Origin of the sequence: Streptomyces niveiscabiei (assembly GCF_001419795.1) — a bacterium.
Taxonomy (GTDB): domain Bacteria; phylum Actinomycetota; class Actinomycetes; order Streptomycetales; family Streptomycetaceae; genus Streptomyces; species Streptomyces niveiscabiei.
In genome coordinates this window covers 611-21,900 of the sequence record NZ_LIRL01000460.1, presented here as the reverse complement: position 1 = coordinate 21,900, position 21,290 = coordinate 611, and the positions used below count along the sequence as shown (strand labels likewise).

Annotated in this window: 19 protein-coding genes, 1 tRNA gene and 1 pseudogene; 5 read left to right on the top strand and 16 right to left on the bottom strand. The window is 69.4% G+C overall.

Annotated elements, in window-relative coordinates; translation table 11 throughout:
- From AOK24_RS22415 to AOK24_RS22400, 4 genes are all read right to left on the bottom strand, one after another.
- Positions 1-1,136 (bottom strand): family 1 glycosylhydrolase (locus AOK24_RS22415; protein WP_240554063.1); only part of this gene is annotated, 1,136 nt, incomplete at its 3' end.
- Between the two features lie 221 nt (positions 1,137-1,357).
- The gene (locus AOK24_RS22410) at positions 1,358-2,266 is read right to left on the bottom strand and encodes a carbohydrate ABC transporter permease (RefSeq protein WP_055721860.1); all 909 of its coding nucleotides are present in this window, start codon (positions 2,264-2,266) and stop codon (positions 1,358-1,360) included.
- Positions 2,267-2,276: 10 nt separating this feature from the next.
- A complete protein-coding gene (locus tag AOK24_RS22405; protein ID WP_055721859.1) occupies positions 2,277-3,290 on the bottom strand; it encodes a carbohydrate ABC transporter permease in 1,014 nt (337 codons plus the stop codon).
- A 5-nt stretch (positions 3,291-3,295) separates the two neighbouring features.
- Positions 3,296-4,633: an ABC transporter substrate-binding protein gene (locus AOK24_RS22400; RefSeq protein ID WP_055721858.1), complete on the bottom strand. Its 1,338-nt coding sequence runs from the start codon at positions 4,631-4,633 to the stop codon at positions 3,296-3,298.
- 350 nt (positions 4,634-4,983) lie between these two features.
- On the opposite strand from AOK24_RS22400, the gene AOK24_RS22395 reads away from it, so the two are divergent.
- Complete coding sequence (locus tag AOK24_RS22395; RefSeq protein WP_055721857.1) at positions 4,984-6,030, top strand: LacI family DNA-binding transcriptional regulator; 1,047 nt, start codon at positions 4,984-4,986, stop codon at positions 6,028-6,030.
- Positions 6,031-6,050: 20 nt separating this feature from the next.
- Here AOK24_RS22395 and AOK24_RS22390 read toward each other — a convergent pair whose 3' ends face one another.
- Positions 6,051-6,320, bottom strand: a complete 270-nt coding sequence (locus AOK24_RS22390) for a hypothetical protein (RefSeq protein ID WP_055721856.1) — start codon at positions 6,318-6,320, stop codon at positions 6,051-6,053.
- A 210-nt stretch (positions 6,321-6,530) separates the two neighbouring features.
- Between AOK24_RS22390 and AOK24_RS22385 the strand changes: the two genes are divergently transcribed.
- The gene (locus tag AOK24_RS22385) at positions 6,531-7,316 is read left to right on the top strand and encodes a hypothetical protein (protein WP_055721855.1); all 786 of its coding nucleotides are present in this window, start codon (positions 6,531-6,533) and stop codon (positions 7,314-7,316) included.
- Positions 7,317-7,340: 24 nt separating this feature from the next.
- On the opposite strand, the gene AOK24_RS22380 is transcribed toward AOK24_RS22385, so the two are convergent.
- The 4 genes from AOK24_RS22380 to AOK24_RS22365 all read right to left on the bottom strand — a co-directional run bounded on the left by AOK24_RS22380 (position 7,341) and on the right by AOK24_RS22365 (position 10,241).
- Positions 7,341-7,413, bottom strand: a tRNA-His gene (locus tag AOK24_RS22380).
- A gap of 114 nt (positions 7,414-7,527) precedes the next feature.
- Positions 7,528-8,130 (bottom strand): oligoribonuclease, encoded by a 603-nt coding sequence (orn, locus tag AOK24_RS22375; RefSeq protein ID WP_055721854.1) that lies wholly within the window; start codon positions 8,128-8,130, stop codon positions 7,528-7,530.
- Between the two features lie 153 nt (positions 8,131-8,283).
- Entirely contained in the window at positions 8,284-9,534 is a 1,251-nt protein-coding gene (locus AOK24_RS22370) for a helix-turn-helix domain-containing protein (protein ID WP_055721853.1), read from the bottom strand.
- Positions 9,535-9,911: 377 nt separating this feature from the next.
- Entirely contained in the window at positions 9,912-10,241 is a 330-nt protein-coding gene (locus tag AOK24_RS22365; protein WP_055721861.1) for a hypothetical protein, read from the bottom strand.
- A 337-nt stretch (positions 10,242-10,578) separates the two neighbouring features.
- Between AOK24_RS22365 and AOK24_RS22360 the strand changes: the two genes are divergently transcribed.
- Both AOK24_RS22360 and AOK24_RS22355 read left to right on the top strand, forming a co-directional pair.
- A complete protein-coding gene (locus AOK24_RS22360; RefSeq protein WP_055721852.1) occupies positions 10,579-11,106 on the top strand; it encodes a universal stress protein in 528 nt (175 codons plus the stop codon).
- Positions 11,107-11,254: 148 nt separating this feature from the next.
- Positions 11,255-11,830, top strand: a complete 576-nt coding sequence (locus tag AOK24_RS22355; RefSeq protein WP_055721851.1) for a GPR1/FUN34/YaaH family transporter — start codon at positions 11,255-11,257, stop codon at positions 11,828-11,830.
- A gap of 177 nt (positions 11,831-12,007) precedes the next feature.
- Here AOK24_RS22355 and glmS read toward each other — a convergent pair whose 3' ends face one another.
- A complete protein-coding gene (gene glmS / locus AOK24_RS22350) occupies positions 12,008-13,825 on the bottom strand; it encodes a glutamine--fructose-6-phosphate transaminase (isomerizing) (protein WP_055721850.1) in 1,818 nt (605 codons plus the stop codon).
- A gap of 41 nt (positions 13,826-13,866) precedes the next feature.
- Positions 13,867-14,124: a hypothetical protein gene (locus AOK24_RS22345; protein WP_055721849.1), complete on the bottom strand. Its 258-nt coding sequence runs from the start codon at positions 14,122-14,124 to the stop codon at positions 13,867-13,869.
- A 187-nt stretch (positions 14,125-14,311) separates the two neighbouring features.
- Here AOK24_RS22345 and AOK24_RS22340 point away from each other — a divergent pair, with 187 nt between their 5' ends.
- Positions 14,312-15,877 (top strand): purple acid phosphatase family protein, encoded by a 1,566-nt coding sequence (locus AOK24_RS22340; protein ID WP_055721848.1) that lies wholly within the window; start codon positions 14,312-14,314, stop codon positions 15,875-15,877.
- Positions 15,878-16,041: 164 nt separating this feature from the next.
- Here the strand turns inward: AOK24_RS22340 and AOK24_RS22335 are convergent, their stop codons facing one another.
- The 5 genes and pseudogenes from AOK24_RS22335 to desA all read right to left on the bottom strand — a co-directional run.
- Entirely contained in the window at positions 16,042-16,917 is an 876-nt protein-coding gene (locus AOK24_RS22335) for a DUF4429 domain-containing protein (protein WP_055721847.1), read from the bottom strand.
- Positions 16,918-16,986: 69 nt separating this feature from the next.
- On the bottom strand, positions 16,987-18,756 hold the full coding sequence (locus AOK24_RS22330; RefSeq protein ID WP_055721846.1) for an IucA/IucC family protein: 1,770 nt from the start codon (positions 18,754-18,756) through the stop codon (positions 16,987-16,989).
- Entirely contained in the window at positions 18,753-19,289 is a 537-nt protein-coding gene (locus AOK24_RS22325; RefSeq protein WP_055721845.1) for a GNAT family N-acetyltransferase, read from the bottom strand. Before AOK24_RS22325 ends, AOK24_RS22330 begins: the two co-directional genes overlap by 4 nt.
- Positions 19,286-20,569 carry a lysine N(6)-hydroxylase/L-ornithine N(5)-oxygenase family protein gene (locus AOK24_RS22320; RefSeq protein ID WP_055721844.1) on the bottom strand — a complete coding sequence of 428 codons (1,284 nt, stop codon included), beginning with the start codon at positions 20,567-20,569 and terminating at the stop codon, positions 19,286-19,288. The genes AOK24_RS22325 and AOK24_RS22320 overlap by 4 nt, the downstream gene beginning before the upstream one ends.
- A pseudogene (gene desA, locus AOK24_RS50980) lies at positions 20,553-21,290 on the bottom strand (lysine decarboxylase DesA); the annotation flags it as partial. The pseudogene desA and the gene AOK24_RS22320, both read right to left, overlap by 17 nt.

Here is a 21,290-nt window from a genome sequence, read left to right as displayed (position 1 = left end):
GCGCCGTTCTCGGTGATGTAGAGGGGGAGTCCGGGCGCCTCCCGGGTGTAGCGCATGATCAGCTCGTGGAGCCCGGTCGCGTCGATGGTCCACCCCATCTCCGTACGCTCGCCCGGGGTCTGGTGGAAGGCGACGTCGTCGGCGCCGGGCCAGGGCGTGTGCTCGCTGGCCCCGTGCCCGTCGGCCCGCCGCGCCTTCGCCGGGGTCCCGCCCGCCGAGACCAGCGTCGGGGAGTAGTAGTTGAGCCCGAGCGCGTCCAGGGGCTGGTTCGCGGCGCGCAGATCGCCGTGCTGGACGAAGGACCAGTCGGTGACGGACGAGGTCGCCGCCAGCAGGCTGTCCGGGTACGCGCCGTGCAGGATCGGCCCGTGGAAGACCCCGTTCGCGAGGTCGTCGATCTTGCGGACGGCCGCGAGGTCGGCGGGATCCTGCGAAAGGGACCGCAGGACATGGGAGTTGAGGCTGAGCGCCACCGAGTTGCGGGCCGGCATCACCGACCGCAGCGCCGAAGTGGCAAGCCCATGCCCGAGGTTGAGATGGTGGGCCGCCTTCAGCGCGGCGACCGGGTCGGTCCGCCCGGGCGCGTGGACCCCGGACCCGTACCCCAGAAAGGCGCTGCACCAGGGCTCGTTGAGGGTGATCCAGTGCTCCACCCGGTCGCCGAGCGCCTCGCCGACGATCTGCGCGTACTCCGCGAACCGCAGCGCCGTGTCCCGCGCCGGCCAGCCCCCCGCGTCCTCCAGCTCCTGCGGCAGGTCCCAGTGGTAGAGCGTGAGCGCCGGTTTGATCCCGGCCGCGAGCAGCTCGTCCACGAGCCGCCGGTAGAAGTCGAGGCCGACCTGGACGGCGGGCCCGCGCCCGGTCGGCTGGACCCGCGACCAGGAGACGGAGAAGCGGTACGAGTTGAGGCCCATGTCCGCCATCAGCGCCACGTCGTCGCGGTAGCGGTGGTAGTGGTCGACAGCGATGTCACCGGTCTCACCGGCGGCGGTCTTGCCCGGCGTACGGCTGAAGGTGTCCCAGATCGACGGGGTTCGGCCGCCTTCCCGTACCGCCCCCTCGATCTGGTACGCGGAGGTGGCGGCGCCCCAGAGGAAGGTGGAGGGGAAGGAGACAGGGGTAATGGGCTCAGACATGGAAGCGCTCCCATAGGTGGTCGTCGAGACCGACGGAGAGTGGCGGGGGGATGGTGAGGATGAGCCTGCGGGGTACTGAAGTGGGGGGCAGGAACGGTGAGTTGGGTCGAGGAGGGCCAAGAGGCCGAGGAGCGGGGGGAGTTGGCCGTACCCGGACCGGCGCGCCGTGGCTGCCGCCGGCTCGGATACTTGGGCCGACCCCCTCGACTCCCGTTCTCCGCTCAGCCCTTGACCGCCCCCTGCATGATCCCGCCCACGATCTGCTTGCCGAAGAGGGCGAAGACGATGAGCAGGGGCAGGGTGCCGAGGAAGGCGCCCGCCATGATGAGGGACTGGTCGGGGGTGTAGCCGCGCCCGAGGCCGGCCAGCGCGACCTGGACCGTCGGATTGCCGGTCTGGCTCAGGACCAGGAACGGCCACAGGAAGTCGTTCCAGGACTGGACGAACGTCAGCATGCCCAGCACGGCCATCGCCGGCCGCGCGGCGGGGAACACGACGTGCCAGATGATCCGCCAACTGCTCGCCCCGTCCACCCGGGCGGCCTCGATGATCTCGTCGGGCAGCGCCTGGATCAGGTACTGCCGCATGAAGAACACCCCGAACGCGCTCACCAGGGACGGCAGGATCACGGACTGGAGCTGGTCGGTCCACTCCAGCTCGGCGACCAGCATGTACAGCGGGATGATGCTCAGTTGGGGCGGCACCATCATCGTGCCGATGACGATCAGCATCAGCGCCCCCCGCCCCCGGAACCGGAGTTTGGCGAACGCGAACCCGGCGATGGTGGACAGGATCACGATGGTGACCGACGAAGTCCCGGCCACGATCGTGGTGTTGAGGAACGCCTTGCCGAGGTTGGCGTCGGTCCACGCCTTGTCGAGGTTCGAGAAGAGGTTGGAGCCGAACCAGAACGGGGGCGGCGTCTGGGCCAGCCGGCTGTTGTCGCGGGAGGCGGCGATCGCGGTCCAGATCAGCGGGGCCAGCGAGAAGAACGTGAACACCGCGAGGATCAGGTACGCGATCGGGCTGCCGTGCAACTGCCCTCCCGCGCGGCCCGACTTGGCGAGCCTGCGGCGCGTGGGCTTCGGTGCCGTCTCCTCCGGGACGGGCTTGGGCAACGTCGTCGTCACCGTCGTACTCCTAACTGCCACTGCTGGCGCGCAGGCGGCGCGAGATGACGTAGTTGACGATGCCGATCACGATGAGGATCAGGAACATCGTCCAGGCGATCGCCGAGGCGCGGCCCAAGTGCTGGTTGACCCAGCCCTGTTCGTACAGATAGAGGCCGAGCGTCTGGAACTGGTGCTCCCCGCCGCCGGACGCGCCTACGTTCGGGTCGAACAGCAGGGGCTCACCGAAGACCTGGCTCGCGCCGATCGTGGAGACGACGACCGTGAACAGGATCGTCGGCCGCAGCGACGGCAGCGTGACGTGGATGAACTGCTTCCAGCGGCTGGCGCCGTCCAACGCGGCTGATTCGTAGAGGTCGTTGGGGATCGCCTGCATCGCGGCGAGGTAGATCAGCGCGTTGTAGCCCGTCCACCGCCAGATGATGATCGTCGAAACGGCGATCTGGGAAGGCCACTTGTCGTTCTGCCAGTCGACAGGCCCCAACCCCACCAGGTCCAGGCCCCAGTTGATCATCCCGTAGTCGTGCCCGAAGAGCAGCACGAAGACGAGCGCTGCGGCGGCGATCGACGTCGCGTACGGCGCGAGGATCACCACGCGGTAGAAAGTCGAGGCACGCAGACGGTAGTTGAGGATGTGCGCGATGCCCAGCGCCATCAGCAGCTGCGGGACGGTCGAGATGATGCCGATCGTCAGCGTGTTCTTCGCCGCGTTCCAGAAGAAGTCGTCGTCGAAGATCCGCGTGTAGTTGCGCAGCCCCACCCACTTCATGTCGGTGGGTGCCGTCATCTCCACCTGGTGCAGCGAGGCCCAGCCGGTGTAGATCAGTGGGAACAGCCCGAAGGCCAGGAAGAGCAGGAAGAACGGCGAGACGAACGCGTACGGGCTCCATTTGAGGTCGCGCTGCCAGCGCCGCGAGAGCCGGGCCCGGCGCTTCTGCTCCGTCTCGGAGGGCTCACCGGGCGCGGGGCGGCCCGGGGCCGCGCCCCCCTTCGCGGGGGGCGCGGCGGTGTCGTGACTGGCCATTCGGGTCACTTGTCCAGGTTGTTGTCGATGGTCTTGGTGGCGGTGTCCCAGGCCTCCTGGATCGACTTGCCCTTCGTCACCAGGAACACGCCGTTGTCCGTCATGCCCTGCTGGATGATCTGGTCCTTCGGGCCGATCGGCTGCACCGACACGCTCTTGGCGGCCTCGGTGAAGATCTTGCCGATCGGCGCGTCACCGGTCATCGCGTTCTTGCCGTCGAGGACCTGGGGCGAGGTGTACGCGGCGGGTGTGCTCGGGATGCTGCCCTGGACGGCGAAGAGCTTGGCCTGCTGCTCGGGCTGGGTCAGCCAAGTCACCAGCGCCTGGGCCTCCTTGGCGTGCTTGCTGGCCTTGGGGACGGCGAGGAAGCTGCCGCCCCAGTTGGCGGACTTCGGCGCCTGCGCGACGTCCCACTTGCCGGCCGCGTCGGGCTTCGACTTCTCCTTGAGGGTGCCGAGCATCCACGGCGGGCAGGAGACCGCCGCGAACTTGCTGTTCGCGATGGTCTGGTCCCAGTTCTTCTGGAACTGCGTCACCGGCTGGACCAGGCCCTTCTGGGCGGCTTCACCGGCGATGTCGAACGCGGCCCGCACCGCCGGGTTCTTCTTGTAGACGACCTCGCCGGCCTTGTCGTAGTACTTCTCCGGGCCGCTGCCGACGATCGCGTTGAACAGCCCGCCCGGCGAGTCCATGAAGTAAGTGCCGCTCGGCGCCTTGGCCTTGTACTGCTCACCGACGCTGACGACCTTCTTCCAGTCGCCGGCCCACAGCTGGCTCACCTTGTCGCGGTCGGTGGGCAGCCCCGCCGCCTGGAAGAGGTCCTTGCGGTAGCAGATGCCCATCGGGCCGACGTCCGTGCCGAGCGCGATCGTCGTGCCGTCCTTGGTCGTGCCCTGTGCCCACTTCCAGTCCAGCCAGTTGCTCTTGACGACCCCCTCCGCCTTGCCGATGTCCTCGAACTTGTCCGCCTGCGTCGCGACGATCTCCGCGATGTTGCCGACCTCGATGGCCTGGACGTCCATCAGACCGGCGTTGGTGGTCAGGTGGTTGAGCAGCGCCGGGTAGTAGTTCTCGTTCCGCTCGACGACGTTCTCGGCGATCTTGATCTCGGGGTGGAGCTTCTCGTACTCGGTGTAGAGACCGGCCTGCTTGAAGCCCATGGTGCCGAAGAGGCCGAGGGTGATCGTCGTCTGCCCCTTGCCACCGCCGCCGCCGGACGAGGCCGACGGGTCGCTGGATGTGCTGTCGCCGTCGTCGGCACAGCCGGCCAGCAGCCCGGCGCCCAGCGATACGGCAGCCGCCAGGACCACCACCCGACGGGAGGTTCGGGAACGTGCTCGCATTGCGTCCTCCTGTTGCCCTGACGTGCCGACCCCCCGGCCAACGTGCATGGTTGGGCCCGTTGTTTTCTCGCTGCGGCTCGGGCGGGGAACGTGCGGGATGTGTATGTGTCAGGTAGTGTGGGAGCGCTCCCACAAGTGATGTGTTGAAGAGTCGTCGGTTCCGGCGGGGGTGTCAAGGGCGTCGACGCGGAGAGATGCGTTCAGTTATCGGGACGTTAACTGAAAGCGGGGCAGGGCGGTTTTCAGCCGGACGGGTCCCGCTGGCGAGGGCGAGGTGCGGGCCGTTTCATGTCAGGACAGGGCTGTTAGATTCCAGGCCAGTGCGTAGCGATCGAGGGAAGGCGGGGCCCATGGCAACCCACGGAGCGCGGGGCCGCAGCGGTGGCCGGCCGACCCTTGAGGAGGTCGCCGCGCGCGCGGGGGTCGGCCGGGGCACCGTCTCCCGCGTGATCAACGGCTCCCCGCGGGTCTCCGACGCGACCCGCGCCGCCGTCGAGGCCGCCGTCGCCGAGCTGGGGTACGTCCCTAATACCGCCGCCCGCGCGCTCGCCGCGAACCGTACCGACGCGATAGCGCTCGTCGTCCCCGAGCCCGAGACGCGGTTCTTCTCCGAGCCGTACTTCTCCGACATCCTGCGCGGCGTCGGCGCCGAACTCTCCGACACCGAGATGCAGTTGCTACTGATCTTCGCGGGCAACGACCGGGAGCGCAAACGCCTCGCGCAGTACCTCGCCGCGCACCGCGTCGACGGCGTCCTCCTCGTCTCCGTGCACGCCGACGACCCCCTCCCCGACCTGCTCGCCCAGCTGGAGATCCCCTCCGTCATCAGCGGCCCCCGCTCCGCCGCCGAGACCCTGCCGTCCGTCGACTCCGACAACTACGGCGGTGCCCGCAGCGCCGTCGAGCATTTGCTGTCGCGGGGGCGGGAACACGTCGCGCACATCACCGGCCGGCTGGACGTGTACGGCGCTCAGCGCCGCCTCGACGGGTACCGGGACGCGATGGAGGACGCGGGCCGGGAGCCGCTCGTCGAGGCCGGTGACTTCACGGAGGAGAGCGGCTACCGGGCCGCCCAGCGCCTCCTGGCCCACACCCCCCTGCTGGACGCCGTCTTCGCCGGCTCCGACGTCATGGCCGCCGGCGCCCGCCAGGCCCTCCGCGAGGCCGGCCGCCGTACCCCTTCGGACGTAGCCCTCGTGGGGTACGACGACTCCGCCATCGCCCGCCACATGGACCCGCCCCTCACCAGCGTCCGCCAGCCCATCGAGGAGATGGGCCGCCACATGCTGGACCTCCTCCTCACCGAGATCGCGGACCGCCGCCCGGCGGTGTCGCGGGGGCTGGAACGAAGGCAGATCGTGGTGGCCACGGAACTGGTGGTACGGGCGTCTTCTTGAGAGCGTGCCGGCCGCGGGGCTCACCAGCGGCCGGGCGGCGGCGGGGGAGGAGCGGACGGTGGGCGCCGGGCAGCGCGGCCCGAGGACTTGTTGGTGACGAGCCAGATGACGCCGAGGATGACATCACCGGCTGTCCACGCGAGCAGGGAGACTCCGGCGACGAGAGCGGCACTGAACTCGGTACCGGCCTGACAGGTCTCACTGGATCCGCACTCGTCGGTCGCACCCGGAGTGGCGCTGATCACGGCGACAAGCCACACCAGCATCAGCAGGTTGAACCCCAGCACCATCCACGTGAGCGCCCGCCACCGAGGCCGATGCCTACGACGGGGACGTGTACGCGGCGCCACGGGCGGAGGCGTAGGACTGGTCCATCCCTGGTACGACATGGCGAGCCTCCCAACCACGCGAACGGCTCATACTCCGACGGTACGCCCCCCGCTGTACCCCGGCAGTTTCTCGATGGACGCCCCCGTCGGGTCCCTGGGACACTCCCCGGCATGCCTCGACATCCCCTCCTGGACATCGATGACGTACCCGTCCCCCTGGAGAGCTACCTCTCGGGTATCGGTGAGGTCTTCCGGCGCTTCGCCGCGCCGGAGCAGGACTCGGGGTGTACGTCCTACGGGGTACGCCTTCCGGGTGGTGAACGCTGGTTCGTGAAGGCGCCGGTGGTGCCCGAGGCGTGTGGCACGCTGGAGCGGGCCTGGCGGTTCCACCGGGCTGTGCGGCATCCCGCGATCGTGCCCCAGGTCCACAGGCTGGGGGCGGCGGTGGTGATGCCCTGGCGGGACGGCGGCCTGCTCTATGACCCCGAACACCGGGCCCGGTTCCGCCGGTTGCCGCTGCCCGAGGTTCATCGGGCCCTGGACACCCTCCTGGACGCCCACCTCGCCGTGGAGGCGGCGGGCTGGCAGGCCGTCGACTTCTACGACGGCGCTCTCCTCTACGACTTCCGGCGCGCGGCGCTGCATCTCATCGACCTGGACGAGTACCGCCCGTCCCCCTTCCGCCTCGACGCCGAGCGCCTCCCCGGCTCCCGCCGCTTCATGGCGCCGGAGGAGTGGCGCAGGGGCGCCAGGATCGACGCCCGGACGACGGTGTACGTCCTCGGGCGGGCGCTCCGGCTGCTGCTGGACGCGGGGGACGGCGAGCGCGAGTGGCGGGGGACCCCGGCGCAGTCGGCGGTGGTGGAGCGGGCGACGCGGGAGGCGCCGGGGGAGCGCTTCGCGGACGTACGGGAGTTGGCGGCGGCCTGGCGTACGACCGAGGGCCGACCCGCCTGAGCGGATCGGCCCTCGATACTTCAGGGTGAGTGACGGGACTCGAACCCGCGGCATCCTGGACCACAACCAGGTGCTCTACCAGCTGAGCTACACCCACCATGTCCGGCGCTGGAGTTTTGTTTCTCTCCGACCGGCCGAGAAAAAGTGTACAGGGTCCGAAGGGGTGCTCGCGCACGGGTTTCGCGGCGCCCCTCCAGAGGGGGACCCGGGGCTAATGCGCAGGCAGTACGTGCCGTGCCGCGATGGACTTCGCCGTGTCGGAGTCGGGGCCGGGCTGGGGGACGAAGATCGCGTCGCGGTAGTAGCGCAGTTCCGCGATGGACTCGCGGATGTCGGCGAGCGCGCGGTGGTTGCCGTTCTTCTCCGGGCTGTTGAAGTAGGCGCGAGGGTACCAGCGGCGCGCGAGCTCCTTGACGGAGGAGACGTCGACGATGCGGTAGTGGAGGTAGGACTCCAGCGCGGCCATGTCCCGGGCGAGGAAACCGCGGTCGGTGCCGACGGAGTTGCCGCACAGGGGCGCCTTGCCGGGCTCCTTCACATGCTCGCGGACGTACGCGAGGACCTGCGCCTCGGCGTCCGCCAGCGTCGTACCGCCCGCGAGTTCGGCGAGCAGTCCGGACGAGGTGTGCATCTGACGCACCACGTCCGGCATCGTCTCCAGCGCCGCGTCCGGCGGGCGGACGACGATGTCGACCCCCTCGCCGAGCACGTTCAGCTCGGAGTCGGTGACGAGGGCGGCAACCTCGATGAGCGCGTCGTCGGACAGCGAGAGGCCGGTCATCTCGCAGTCGATCCACACCATGCGATCGTTCATGCGTCCACCCTAAGGCTGACATCCACCGATCGGGTGTACCGCGACCTGGGGTAGCTCCCCGGTAGTACCCGGGTACGACCCTGGAGGCACAGAACCACGGAGGACCGGCCCGGAAGGGGAACCCCCTCCGGGCCGGTCGACCGATCGGTATGGTCAGCCTCCGCTGCGCTGCCCCGGCAGGGCCGCGCGGGCGGTGGCGTACGGATCCCGGTCCCGGTCGCGGTCGCGGGAGACCCCGTGGTCCGCGGAGAGTCCGGCAGCCGCGGGGGAGCCGACGGACGCCGTACGGCGGGCCTGGAGCGGGACCGGCGCCTCGGAGTGCAGCCCCGGGGACGGCGGGCCCAGCGGGGCCGGCGCGGGATCACTGTCCAGCGGGCGTTCGCTCTGCGGCCGGCGGGCCCGGTACGCGGCCCGGTAGGCGGCGGGCGACGACCCGAGCTGTCGGCGGAAGTGCCCGCGCAGTGCCACCGGCGAGCGGAAGCCGCAGCGCCCCGCGACCTCGTCCACCGAGTAGTCGGACGTCTCCAGCAGCCGCTGTGCCTGGAGCACCCGCTGGGTGATCAGCCACTGGAGCGGCGCGCTGCCGGTGAGCGAGCGGAACCGGCGGTCGAACGTGCGCCGGCTCATGTACGCGCGCGCGGCGAGCGTCTCCACGTCGAACTGTTCGTGGAGGTGCTCCAGCGCCCAGGAGACGACCTCGGCGAGCGGGTCGGCCCCGATCTCCTCTGGTAAAGAACGGTCGAGGTAGCGCTCCTGACCGCCCGAGCGGCGCGGCGGGACGACGAGCCGGCGGGCGAGCGCGCCGGCCGCCTCGTTGCCGTGGTCCGTGCGCACGATGTGCAGGCACAGGTCGATCCCGGCCGCCGTGCCGGCGGACGTGAGGACGTCGCCGTCGTCGACGAACAGCTCTCTCGGATCGACGTGCACCGACGGATAGCGTTTCGCCAGGGTCGGCGCGTACATCCAGTGGGTGGTCGCCGGACGCCCGTCCAGCAGCCCGGCGGCTGCCAGGACGAAGGCGCCCGTGCAGAGCCCGACGATGCGGGCTCCCTCCTCGTGCGCCCGGCGCAGTGCGTCGAGCGCTTCCTCGGGCGGTGGCGCGGTGATCGAGCGCCAGGCCGGTACGACGACCGTCCCCGCGCGGGAGATCGCCTCCAGGCCGTGTGGCGCGGTGAGTTCCAGGCCCCCTGTGGTCCGCAGCGGGCCGTCCTCGCCGGCGCACACCAGCAAGCGGTAGCGCGGTACGCCGGCGTCCTGGCGGTCGATGCCGAACACCGACAGCGGTATGGAACTCTCGAATATGGGGCCGCCGCTGAACAGCAGCACCGCGACGATCTCCTTGCGGCGGCGCCCGGAAAGCTTCCGGGCAGCGGCTTCCGGTGCGGCGGTGGAGTCGTGGCTCATCCTGCTAAGCCCCCCTCGGTGGTCGCGGCTCCTCGGTTGTGTCGCTCCTGCACGTTTCCCCTCGGTCCTGCACGAGTCCCCCGCCGTAGACAGTCAAGATCGAATCTACTGTGTCGCGTCGTGCCGCGGTGGCCAGTTCTCCACCCGGCGCATTGTCGACATGGCAACTTGGCGTGAAGCATTCGATCACGAAGCGTTGCACTACGAGGACGTGCAGGGAAGTGCGCCTCGTGGCAGTGGCCAATCTGCGTAGGGTGCAGGGGGGCCCTGAGACCCTTTCCGTGCAGGTCAAACGGGGCGTGGGGGGTGTTCGGACCACTTGATGCACAGGTGCGGGAAGTTGGCTGAAAACCGATGTGGTTGTGCGCGGAAACCGGTCAGCCGACCGGTGACCCTCCCCCGGTGTGACGTCCGCCTCGGTGCGCGCCCGCGCCCGCACGTGCGGGGCGCCTGTGTGCGTGCGGCGCGCGTTCCTCGGCGAGTACACGCGCCTCGCAGCGCTCCGACTGCCGCAGCAGCACCCGGCACACGGCGGTCACGGCGGCCAGCCCCAGCGCGGTGCCGGCGGTGCCGCCGAGCGAGGCGCCGTACCAAAGGAGTACTACGGGTACGAGGAGGCAGGAGAAGACCGCCCAACGGATGAGATCGGTCGTCCGGTCCTCGGGGGATCCGGGGGGTCCCTCGGAGGTACTACGGGGTACGGGCACGGTGGGGTTTCCTGTCTCCCGGAGGCGGTCGGCGGGGTGGTCGGGGGTGCGGTCGGGCACCGGGTTCAACGCCCGTTCGACCGGTCGGTCACTCGGGTGTAGGGCCCGCGTCAGCGAATCCTGTGCAAACCGCCTGTACGGGGCAGCAACCATTGCGTTACGGGCGCCACCTCGTGCATGCTCCCTGGAACCCCCCACCGGAAGGGCGTCGGGATATGGGCTGAGGAGGCGTGCCGCCGTACCCTTGGGGGTATGGGGTTGGGAAGATGATTCCCGGACAACAGCTCCGCTGCTCCTGTCGCCCTCCCATCACAAGGATCGATTCGCCGAGACAGCCATGGCCGGTCACGAATTCTTCGAACCCGCAGACCGCAAGCGGCCCGTCGCCGACCCAACGGCGGCCGAGCCCCTGGCGGCGGAAGACGCACGCCCCACCTGCGATCCCGCCTTCAAGCACGGCGTGGTCGTCGGCTTCGACGGCTCCACGTCGAGCGAGCGGGCCCTCGCGTACGCCATCGGCATGGCCCACCGCTCCCGCTCGGGTCTGATCATCGTCCACGTCGCCAACCGGCTGCCCACGACCGTGTGGGCGGGCTGCGAGCCCCCGGTCTTCGTCGACGTCCCGGACCACCGCACGGAGGTCCTCGGCCTCGAACTCGCCTGCGCTGAGTACCTGTCGGAGGTGCCGTGGATCCTCGTCGAGCGCGGCGGCGACATCTGCCACGAACTCGAAGAGGTGGGGCGGGAGTACGAGGCGGACGCGATCGTCGTCGGCTCCACGCACGGCATCGTGGGCCGGATCTTCGGCTCCGTCGCGGGGCGGCTCGCGAAGCGCGCGCAGCGTCCCGTGGTCGTCATCCCCTAGTACCCGTAAGCCTTTTGAGGGACGGGTGACTGCTGAGGTCAGGCTTCCGCGCAGGCATAAATCTACCGGCGCGTAGAGGTGTTCGTGCCTTTGTGAAGGGCATATATCGCACACCGCACAACTGCACATGCTCGAAGGGAGCCCCGCCGTGGCCAACGACGTCTCTGCGGGAATCACAGGCACCTCCACGATCGCCGGCCGACTCGCCCTCGCCGTCACCCTGCTGGCCTTCGGCCTCGGGTACGCCGATGTCATCGACGGGGTCACGGCGGCCGACGCCGTCTCCATCGCCCACTACGTCGGCGGAGTCACCCTCTTCGTCGCCGGACTCTTCGCCTTCCGGGACCACGACACCCTGAACGGGACCGGGTTCGTGGCCGTCGGGGCGTTCTGGTTCACCTGGGCCGTGTCCGCAGGCGATCAAGTCTCCGACAACGCGGCCGGGTTGTTCCTGCTGCTGTTCGCGCTCATCGCCCTGTCCCTCACCGTCTCGGGTGGGGACCAACTCACCCAGGGCACCTACGGGTTGTTCCTCGTCGCGCTGGTCCTGCTGGCCGTCGCGCGGCTGTGGGGCCCCGACTCCCTCGCCAAGGTGGGCGGTTGGTTCGCCGTCGCGGCGGGCGCGGTCGCCTGGTACGCCGCGACAGCGGCCCTCGCGCACTGGCCCACCGCCCTGCCCCGCCGTGGACGCGCTGCCGGCCGGGGGGTGACGGCCACCGGCTAACAGGCAGCCGCAGCCGGGGAGTTGGGCGTCCCCGGCACGTATGAACGGACCTCCCGTGAAGGTGGCATCACGGGAGGTCCGTTTTTTGCGCCTAAACCGGCGCCGCTCTCGCGGAGGTGGTTGCTCGCCGCGGGGGTTGCTCAATTATCGCTTCGGTGGGCGGGGGTGAAAGAACTTCTACTCGACCGTCACCGACTTCGCGAGGTTGCGCGGCTTGTCGATGTCTCGGCCCAGGGCCTTCGCCGTGTAGTACGCGAGGAGTTGGAGGGGGATGCCCATCAGGATGGGGTCCAGTTCGTCCTCGTTCTTCGGGACGACGATCGTGCGGTCGGCCTTCTCCTGCTCGCGGTGGGCGACGGCGACGATCCGGCCGCTGCGGGCCTTGATCTCCTCGAGGGCGGCGCGGTTCTTCTCCAGCAGGTCGTCGTCGGGGACGATGGCGACCGTCGGGAGGGCGGGCTCGATGAGCGCGAGGGGCCCGTGCTTCAACTCCGAGGCGGGGTAGGCCTCGGCGTGGATGTAGGAGACCTCCTTGAGCTTCAGGGACGCCTCACGCGCGACGGGGTAGCCGCGGACGCGCCCGATGAACAGCATCGAGCGGGCCTCGGCCAACTCGGCCGCCAGCTTCTCGTACTCGGCCTCGTTGGCCATGATCTCCGCGATCTGGCCCGGGAGTTTGCGCAGCCCCTCGATGATCCGCTTGCCGTCGCGCACCGACAGGTCACGGGTGCGGCCCAGGTGCAGGGCCAGCAGCGCGAACGCCACCGTCGTATTGGTGAAGCACTTGGTGGAGACGACGCAGACCTCGGGGCCTGCGTGCACGTAGATGCCGCCGTCCGCCTCGCGGGCGATCGCCGAGCCGACGACGTTGACGACGCCGAGGACGCGCGCGCCCTTGCGCTTCAGCTCCTGGACGGCCGCGAGGACGTCGTACGTCTCACCGGACTGGGAGACGGCGATGTACAGGGTGTCGGGGTCGACGACGGCGTTGCGGTAGCGGAACTCGGAGGCGGGCTCGGCGTCGGCGGGGATGCGGGCCAGCTCCTCGATCATCTGGGCGCCGATCATGCCCGCGTGGTACGAGGTGCCGCAGCCGAGGATCTTCACGCGCCGGATCTGCCGGGCCTCGCGCGCGTCGAGGTTGAGGCCGCCGAGGTGGACGGTGGAGAAGCGGTCGTCGATCCGGCCGCGCAGGACGCGGTCCACGGCGTCCGCCTGCTCGTGGATCTCCTTGTGCATGTAGGTGTCGTGGCCGCCCATGTCGTAGGAGGCGGCCTCCCACTCGACGGTCGTGGGCTCCGACGTAGTACGGGTCCCCTCCGTGGTGTACGTACGGAAGTCGTCCGCCTTCAGCGTGGCCATCTCACCGTCGTCCAGCGTGACTACCTGACGGGTATGCGCGACCAGCGCGGCGATGTCCGAGGCGACGAACATCTCCTTCTCGCCGATGCCGAGGACGACCGGGGAGCCGTTGCGGGCGACGACGATGCGGTCGGGGAACTCGGCGTGCATGACGGCGATGCCGTACGTGCCCTCGACGAGGCGCAGCGCGTCGCGGACCTTGTCCTCCAGCTTCTCGGCCTGCGAGCGGGCGATCAGGTGGGTGAGGACCTCGGTGTCGGTCTCGGAGAGGAACTCGACGCCGTCCGCCTCCAGCTTGCGCCGCAGGTCGGAGGCGTTGTCGATGATCCCGTTGTGGACGACGGCGACGTTGAGGTCGGCCGAGAGGTGCGGGTGCGCGTTCACGTCGGAAGGGGCGCCGTGGGTGGCCCAGCGGGTGTGCGCGATGCCGGTCGTGCCCTTGAAGCGCGCCGGGACCTTCGCCTCCAGGTCACGGACGCGGCCCTTGGCCTTGACGACCTTCAGGCCGGCCGACTTCGGGGAGGAGACGACGATGCCCGCCGAGTCGTACCCCCGGTACTCCAGACGCTGGAGACCCTCCAGGAGGAGGGGGGCCACATCACGCTTGCCGATGTATCCGACAATTCCGCACATACAGACAAGGTCCTCATGTTCTGGGGCATACCTGAGAGGGACTACCCGTAGACGATGCGGCGCAGCTGCCGGAGCGAGAGCTCCGGCGGGGCGACCGCCCTGTACTTCAGTTCCGCCTCGATCCGCTCGAAGATCTCCGCGTTCACCAGGCCCTGCGCCTGGAGCTCCCGGTGGCGGCGACGGACATAGTGCTCCGTCGTCTCGTCGAAGTAGGCGAGCACGTCCTGGATCACCCGCAGCGCCTCGCCCCGCTGGAGGGGCGTGGACCGCGTCAGATGATCAACGAGTTCGTCGTGCACCCGGTAGATCCTGAGGTAAGCGGACGCCTTTCGCAAGAAACCTGCCCGATTTCGGGCAAGCCCTCGCTGGGGGATTCATAGGGGAACGTTGAAGGTCTCATGGGTCCCTGTTCGGAATTCAGCCATCCGGCGTCTTGCGGCGCGTCGTTCGAAGGGGCGAATTTCAGACCTCATGGACACACCTCGCATGGGCGTACCCGAGCAGCTCGCCGCCCGCATGACCATGGCCGAGCAGCACGAGTACCTGCGCGCCAAGTTCTCCCGCCGGTCGATGATGAGAGGCGGCGCCGTGACCCTCGGCGCCGTCGCCGGCGGAGCCTTCGTGCCGGGCGCCACCGCCCAGGCCGCCCCCCGCACCCCGTCGTACCAGGGAGCTACGGAGAAGGTCGACGGCTCGCTCGTCGCCCCCTTCGGCCGCCACCTCGCCTACGGCAACGACCCCCGCACCGAGATCACCGTCTCCTGGCAGGTCCCGGTCGCCGTCAAGAAGCCGTACATCCGGATCGGCGCCCACCCCTGGGACCTCTCCCGCAAGATCGAGGCCGAGGTCCGCACGCTCTTCACGCCGGCGGGCGTCGGCGCGAGCGGCAACCACACCCAGTACTACCTGCACGCCAAGCTGACCCACCTGCGCCCCGGCAGGACGTACTACTACGGCGTCGGCCACGCCGGCTTCGACCCGGCCGCGCCCCATCTCCTGGGCACCCTGGGCACGTTCACCACCGCGCCCGCCCACAAGGCGCCGTTCACCTTCACCGCGTTCGGCGACGAGGGCGTCAGCTACCACGGCCTCGCCAACAACTCCCTTCTCCTGGGCCAGAATCCGGCCTTCCACCTGCACGCGGGCGACATCGCGTACGCCGACCCGACCGGCGCCGGCCAGTCCGCCGACACCGGCTTCGACTCGCGCGTGTGGGACCAGTTCCTCGCGCAGACCGAGTCGGTCGCCAAGTCCGTTCCGTGGATGCCGGCTTACGGCAACCACGACATGGAGGCCTGGTACTCGCCCAACGGCTACGGCGGCGAGGAGGCCCGCTGGAACCTCCCCGACAACGGCCCCGACAAGAAGAACCTGCCGGGCGTCTACACCTTCACCTACGGCAACACGGCGATCATCTCCCTGGACGCCAACGACATTTCCTTCGAGATCCCCGCCAACCTCGGTATCTCCGGCGGGACTCAGACCAAGTGGCTGGAGGCGCAGCTCAAGAAGTACCGCGCCGCCAAGGACATCGACTTCGTCGTCGTCTTCTTCCACCACTGCGCCTACTGCACCTCCACCGCGCACGCCTCCGAGGGCGGGGTCCGCAAGGAGTGGGTGCCGCTGTTCGAGAAGTACACGGTCGACCTGGTCATCAACGGCCACAACCACCAGTACGAGCGCACCGACGTCATCAAGAAGGGCGCGGTCACCAAGAAGCTCCCGATCGGCGGTACGGCGTACCCCGAGACCGACGGCGTCGTCTACGTCACGGCGGGCGCGGCCGGCCGCAGCCTGTACGCGTTCAGCGCGCCGCTGTCGTACGAGGGCCACGAGAAGGAGGTCGAGTCCGTCGCCTCCTTCGTCAACACCAAGGACGGCAAGGTCGACGAGACGGTCACCTGGTCGCGCGTGCGCTACCTCGACTACTCGTTCCTGCGCGTCGACGTCACCCCGGCCGCCAAGGGCCGTACGGCGACGCTGACCGTGCGCGGCATCGCCGAGACCGGCGCGCAGGTCGACCACTTCACGGTGGCGCGTCGCGCGAAGTGAGCCGTGCGCCCAGAAGGCGGGGCGTACGGGTGAGTTGACGGTGGGCTGTCCTCAACGCTGGTCGAGGGCAGCCGACTTCGCGTTCTGAAGCGTCCTCCGGATCGGCTTCCGGATCGGCTTCCAGATCGGCTTCCGGGCCGTCGTCCGGATCGTCTTCCGGAGCGTCAAAGGCGTTTGAGGACCGCCTGTTTGGCCATCGCGAACTCGTCGTCCGTGAGGACTCCGTCCCGGTGCAGCTCGCCGAGTTCGCGCAGCCGCCGCAGCAGCGCGTCGTGGTCGTCCCCGCCCGCCGCCGGTACGGGAGCCGGCTCGGCGGCCGGTACGGCGGTGACGGGAGCCGCCGCCGGGTGCGGGAGCCGCGCCTGGACCGCCGCCGCGACCAGCGCCATCAGCGGGTCCTTCTTGAACCCCCACAGCTCCACCGCGTTGGGGTCGTACTTCGGCGGCGCCTTCGTGGCCGCGCCCCGGACCGTGAAGCGCAGATGCCCGTTCTCCAGCCCGGCGGCCGGCACCCACTCCACGCCGAGGATGTCGCCGATCGCCAACTGCCGTGCCCCGGCGGCCGACTTGGCGTCCTCGGTCTTCCAGTTCCACTCCAGCCGCACGACGTCCCCGTCGAAGCTCGCGCTGCCGTCCCCGGCGGACACCGAGAGCGGTACGGCGGGACCCGGCAGCAGGAACGCGTCCACCGGGGTGCCCGGCACCTGCTCCAGGAGCAGCGCGTTGCGAACCTCGTCCACCAGGTACTCGGCGACGCCGTACCGGTCGGACTCGACGACGAGCTGATAGGGGTCGTGGGGTTCGGCGAGCCGCCCCGCGGCGGCCAGCAGGAGGGGGTCGGCGCCGTCGCGCAGGCGCAGTCTCAACCGGCCGTTCTTCTTGCCCTGTTCGAAGGAGACACCGGCCAACGCCTGGAGGGGGACAGTGAGTTCACCCAGTTCCTTGCGGAGCGGGCTCACGTTCTTGTCGTGTCCCGGCGTCAGCCTCAGCCGGTCGCCGTCGAAGACCCAGGTGCCGTCCTTCTGGATGATTTCCGCCATGCCATGATTGTCCACCAGAAGGCGGCGGGAGCCCCCGAGGACCGTACTCGGGGGCGCCCGTCGCCGCGATCAGTACCCCGCGACGGGATTCCTCAGGGTGCCGATCAGCTGGAGGGCGCCCGCCGGATCGGCCAGGTCGACCATCTGCCGGTTGTCGCGCAGCTGGAGCCGGTTGAGGCAGGAGCGCGCGAACTCGGGGGCGAACACGTCGTACTGCCGGAATCTGTCGGTGAGTTCGGGGTGCGCCTCCTGGTACGAGCGGGTGGTCTCCGCGACCGTCCGCCAGAACTCGCCCTCGGTGAGGGCGCCTTCGGCGGCGAAGTCGGAGGCGAGGAAGCGGAAGAAGCAGTCGAAGACGTCCGTGAAGAGCGACAGCAGCTTCTTGTCCTCGGGGACCTCGACGGCGATCCGCCGGACCTCGGGCGGCAGCACCGCGTCCGGGTCCATGACGGCGATCTCCTCGGCGATGTCCTTGTAGACGGCCCGCTGCACGACGCCGTCCCTCAGCACCAGGATCGTGTTCTCGCCGTGCGGCATGAACACCAGGTCGTAGGCGTAGAAGCAGTGCAGCAGCGGCGTGTAGTAGGCGTCCAGGTAGCGCCTCAGCCAGGCGGCGGGTGCCAGGCCGGACCGCTCGATCAACTCGGCGGCCAGCGACCGGCCTTCGTGGTCCACATGGATCAACGAGGCCATCGTGGCGAGCTGTTCGCCCTCCTGGAGAGCGGCGACGGGGCTCTCCCGCCAGAGCGCGGCGAGCATCTTGCGGTACGGCGAGAAGCGGTCCGTCGCCGCCTCGTACTCCAGGTGGCGGTAGCCGACGGCGGCGCGCTCCCGGATGATCGACAGGCCGGAGTCCTTCAGCACCGGGTCGTTGTCGATGAGCCCGGCGAGCCAGTCGTTGATGGCCGGGGTCGCCTCCATGTACGCGGCCGAAAGCCCGCGCATGAAACCCATGTTGAGGACCGACAGCGCCGTCTTGACGTAGTGCTTCTCGGGGTGGGAGCTGTTGAAGAAGGTGCGGATCGACTGCTGGGCCAGATACGTGTCGTCGCCCTCGCCGAGCGGTACGAGCGTCCCGCGCGCGACCTCCGCCGCGAACGTCACCGCGAGCTTGTTCCACCACTGCCACGGGTGCACCGGGATGAGGAGGAACTCGGCGGGGTCGTGGCCGAGTTCACGCAGACGCTCGGTGAACCGGTCGACGGTCTTCTCGCCCAACTCCCGCCGTACGAACGACTCGTACTCGATGCCGGCGCCCGCCGTGAACGCGGCGCGCGAGCGGTGCGCGGCGAGCCAGACCAGGCGGACCGGGCTCGCGGTCTCCGGGGCGTACGCGAGGTAGTCGTGGACGCCGAAGCCGAGGCGGCCGTTGTTGGCGACGAAGCAGGGGTGGCCCTCGGTCATGCCGGTCTCGATCGCCTGGAAGCCGGCGTCGATCAACTCGCCCGAGGTGAGCTGGGGTTTGGTGAGCTTGTAGCAGGTGCCGGAGAGGGTGGAGGAGATCTCCTCCAGGTAGACCGGGAGGACCGTGTCGCTCAGGCCGAGGGCGTCCTTCAGCTCGATGAAGAAGTCCAGGGCGGCCAGGGGGAGTTGGGCGCCGTGACGGGTGCGGGTGATCGAGGCGGCGTCGACCTGCCAGTGGTCGAGGGCGCGGCGGACGGCCGTGAAGCGGTACGTGGTCTGGCCGTCGTCGCTGCGGACGAGGTAACCGCCGTCCCGCTCCTCGGGGTTGAGGAGGCGCTCGTGCGCGAACTCGGCGAGGGCCTTGCGGACCAGCAGGCGGTTGGCCTTCTCCCAGCGGTCGGGGGAGAGGTGGGCGACGGAGTCGGCGAGGCTCATGCGGTCACCGCCGCCGGGTGCCTGGCGAGGAACTGTTCGCGGGTGCAGAAACTCAGCAACGCTGTCTTCTCCGGCTTCTGGATCTCGCGTTCGGCGACGAATCCGACGGCTTCGTTCAGGGCGTGGACGGCGGTGTTGGACACGTCCGGCTCGACGACGACCCGCTCGACCGCCGGGTCAGCGAAGAGGTGGGCCATGACGGCGGTGAGGACGGCGCGGGTGAAGCCGCTGCGGGGGGTGTCGGTCGCGGGAGTGAGGAAGTGCATGCCGACGTCGCCCGGCAACGGGTCGTACAGGCCGGTGAGTTCGCGGTGGACGGGGTCGTAGCGCTCCATCACGAAGGCGGGGACGCCGTGTTCCAGGCCGAGGAAGGCTTCCTGGTGTTCGTCGGCCGCCACGGCCATGTAGGCGCGTTCGACGTCTTCCAGTCGCGCGTCCAGCATCATCCAGTAGGCCGCCTTCGGGTGGGTCAGCCAGGAGTGCAGGAGTTCGGAGTCGGTCAGCGGATCGACCGGACGGAAGGTGAAGTTCATACCGCGAACTCCTGGAACGCGATGGTCTTCTCCACCGGGTAGTACTCCCGGCCCAGCAGCTCGGCGATGATGCAGCTGTTGCGGTACGCCCCCATGCCCAGGTCGGGGGAGGTGACGCTGTGCGTGTGCACGCCCGCGTTCTGGAGGAAGACGCCCCGGCCGGTCGTGTCGATCGCGTAGTTGCGGGCGACGTCGAAGTTGCCGTGGGAGTCGTAGACCAGCCGGTCGCGGACCGGCGCGAGGAACTCCGGCTCGGTGTAGGCGTATCCGGTCGCGAGGACCAGGCCCTCGGAGGTCAGCTCGAAGTCCTTGCCCTGCTCCTCCTGGCGGAAGGACAGGGTGTAGCTGCTGCTGCCGCTGTCGTATGTCGCGTTGTTCAGCGAGGAGTTGGTGAGCAGCCGGGTGGGGACGGGGCCGCCGAGGTTCTTGCGGTAGAGCAGGTCGAAGATCTCGTCGATCAGCTCGCCGTCGATGCCCTTGAAGAGGCCCTTCTGCTGGGACGCGAGCCGGTAGCGGGTGGCCTCGGGCAGTGCGCGGAAGTAGTCGACGTACTCCGGGGAGGTCAACTCCAGTGTCAGCTTGGTGTATTCGAGGGGGAAGAAGCGCGGGGAGCGCGTCACCCAGTTCAGCCGGTAGCCGTGGACGTCGATCTCGCTCAGGAGGTCGTAGTAGATCTCGGCGGCGGACTGGCCCGAGCCGACCAGGGTGATCGACTTTTTCTTCACCAGCTCCGAACGGCTCTGCATGTAACGGGAGTTGTGGAGGAAGTCACCGCCGAGGCCCTGCACGGCGGGCGGGTGGTAGGGCTGGGTGCCGGTGCCGAGGACCAGTTTCCGGGCCCGGTAGGTGTCGCCGGCGGTGGTCCTCACGACGTACACCCCGTCGTCGTACGTGACCTCCTCGACCGTCGTCGAGAAGCGCACGCTGCTCAGCCTGTTCGCGGCCCAGCGGCAGTAGTCGTCGTACTCCACCCGCAGCGGATAGAAGTTCTCGCGGATGTAGAACGGGTACAACCGGCCTTTCTCCTTCAGGTAGTTGAGGAAGGAGTAGGGCGAGGTGGGGTCGGCGAGGGTGACCAGGTCCGACAGGAACGGGGTCTGGAGGTGGGCGCCGTCGAGGAACATGCCCGCGTGCCACGTGAAGTCGGGCTTCGACTCCAGGAAGACGCCGTCGAGTTCGGCGATCGGCTCGGTCAGGCAGGCGAGGCCGAGGTTGAAGGGGCCGAGGCCGATCCCGACGAAGTCGTAGGTCTTCTGCCCGGTGTCAGGACGCGCGGTCAAGGGACTCTCCCAGGTACTGCTCGGCGTGGCCGGCGATCAGGTCGAGGACGGCGGCGATGTCGTCCGCCGTGGTCTCGGGGTTGAGCAGGGTGAACTTCAGGTAGTGGCGGTGGCCGACCTTCGTGCCCGCGACGACCGCGGCACCGGACGCGAACAGGGCTTTGCGGGCGTACAGGTTGGCGCGGTCGATCGTCGCGGGGTCGGTGACCGCCGCCGGGATGTAGCGGAACACCAGCGTGGACAGCGACGGCTCGACCACGACGTCGAACCGAGGGTCGGCGGCCAGGAGTTGCCAGCCCTCGACGGCCAAGTCGCAGACCTCGTCGAAGAGTTCGCCGATGCCGTCCGAGCCCATCGTGCGCAGCGTCAGCCACAGCTTGAGCGCGTCGAAGCGGCGGGTCGTCTGGAGGGACTTGTCGACCTGGTTGGGGATGCGCTCCTGCACCATCCGGCGCGGGTTCAAGTACTCGGCGTGGTAGGTCGCGTGGCGCAGCGTCGCCGCGTCGCGGACCAGGACCGCCGATGAACTCACCGGCTGGAAGAAGGACTTGTGGTAGTCGACCGTGACGGAGTCGGCGCGCTCGATGCCGTCGATGCGGTGGCGGTACTTGCGGCTGGCGAGCAGGCCGCAGCCGTACGCCGCGTCCACGTGCAGCCACGTCCCGTACTGGGCGCAGAGTTCGGCGATCTCGGGGAGCGGGTCGATGGAGCCGAAGTCGGT

Bases quoted from the DNA above. Each gene is read 5' to 3' on its own strand.
- AOK24_RS22395 (WP_055721857.1), top strand. From the start codon at position 4,984: ATGGCAACCCACGGAGCGCGGGGCCGCAGCGGTGGCCGGCCGACCCTT.
- AOK24_RS22340 (WP_055721848.1), top strand. From the start codon at position 14,312: ATGGGCGTACCCGAGCAGCTCGCCGCCCGCATGACCATGGCCGAGCAG.
- AOK24_RS22360 (WP_055721852.1), top strand. From the start codon at position 10,579: ATGGCCGGTCACGAATTCTTCGAACCCGCAGACCGCAAGCGGCCCGTC.
- AOK24_RS22405 (WP_055721859.1), bottom strand. From the start codon at position 3,290: ATGGCCAGTCACGACACCGCCGCGCCCCCCGCGAAGGGGGGCGCGGCC.
- AOK24_RS22400 (WP_055721858.1), bottom strand. From the start codon at position 4,633: ATGCGAGCACGTTCCCGAACCTCCCGTCGGGTGGTGGTCCTGGCGGCT.
- glmS (WP_055721850.1), bottom strand. From the start codon at position 13,825: ATGTGCGGAATTGTCGGATACATCGGCAAGCGTGATGTGGCCCCCCTC.
- AOK24_RS22370 (WP_055721853.1), bottom strand. From the start codon at position 9,534: ATGAGCCACGACTCCACCGCCGCACCGGAAGCCGCTGCCCGGAAGCTT.
- AOK24_RS22390 (WP_055721856.1), bottom strand. From the start codon at position 6,320: ATGGTGCTGGGGTTCAACCTGCTGATGCTGGTGTGGCTTGTCGCCGTG.
- AOK24_RS22330 (WP_055721846.1), bottom strand. From the start codon at position 18,756: ATGAGCCTCGCCGACTCCGTCGCCCACCTCTCCCCCGACCGCTGGGAG.
- AOK24_RS22335 (WP_055721847.1), bottom strand. From the start codon at position 16,917: ATGGCGGAAATCATCCAGAAGGACGGCACCTGGGTCTTCGACGGCGAC.
- AOK24_RS22325 (WP_055721845.1), bottom strand. From the start codon at position 19,289: ATGAACTTCACCTTCCGTCCGGTCGATCCGCTGACCGACTCCGAACTC.
- orn (WP_055721854.1), bottom strand. From the start codon at position 8,130: ATGAACGATCGCATGGTGTGGATCGACTGCGAGATGACCGGCCTCTCG.
- AOK24_RS22385 (WP_055721855.1), top strand. From the start codon at position 6,531: ATGCCTCGACATCCCCTCCTGGACATCGATGACGTACCCGTCCCCCTG.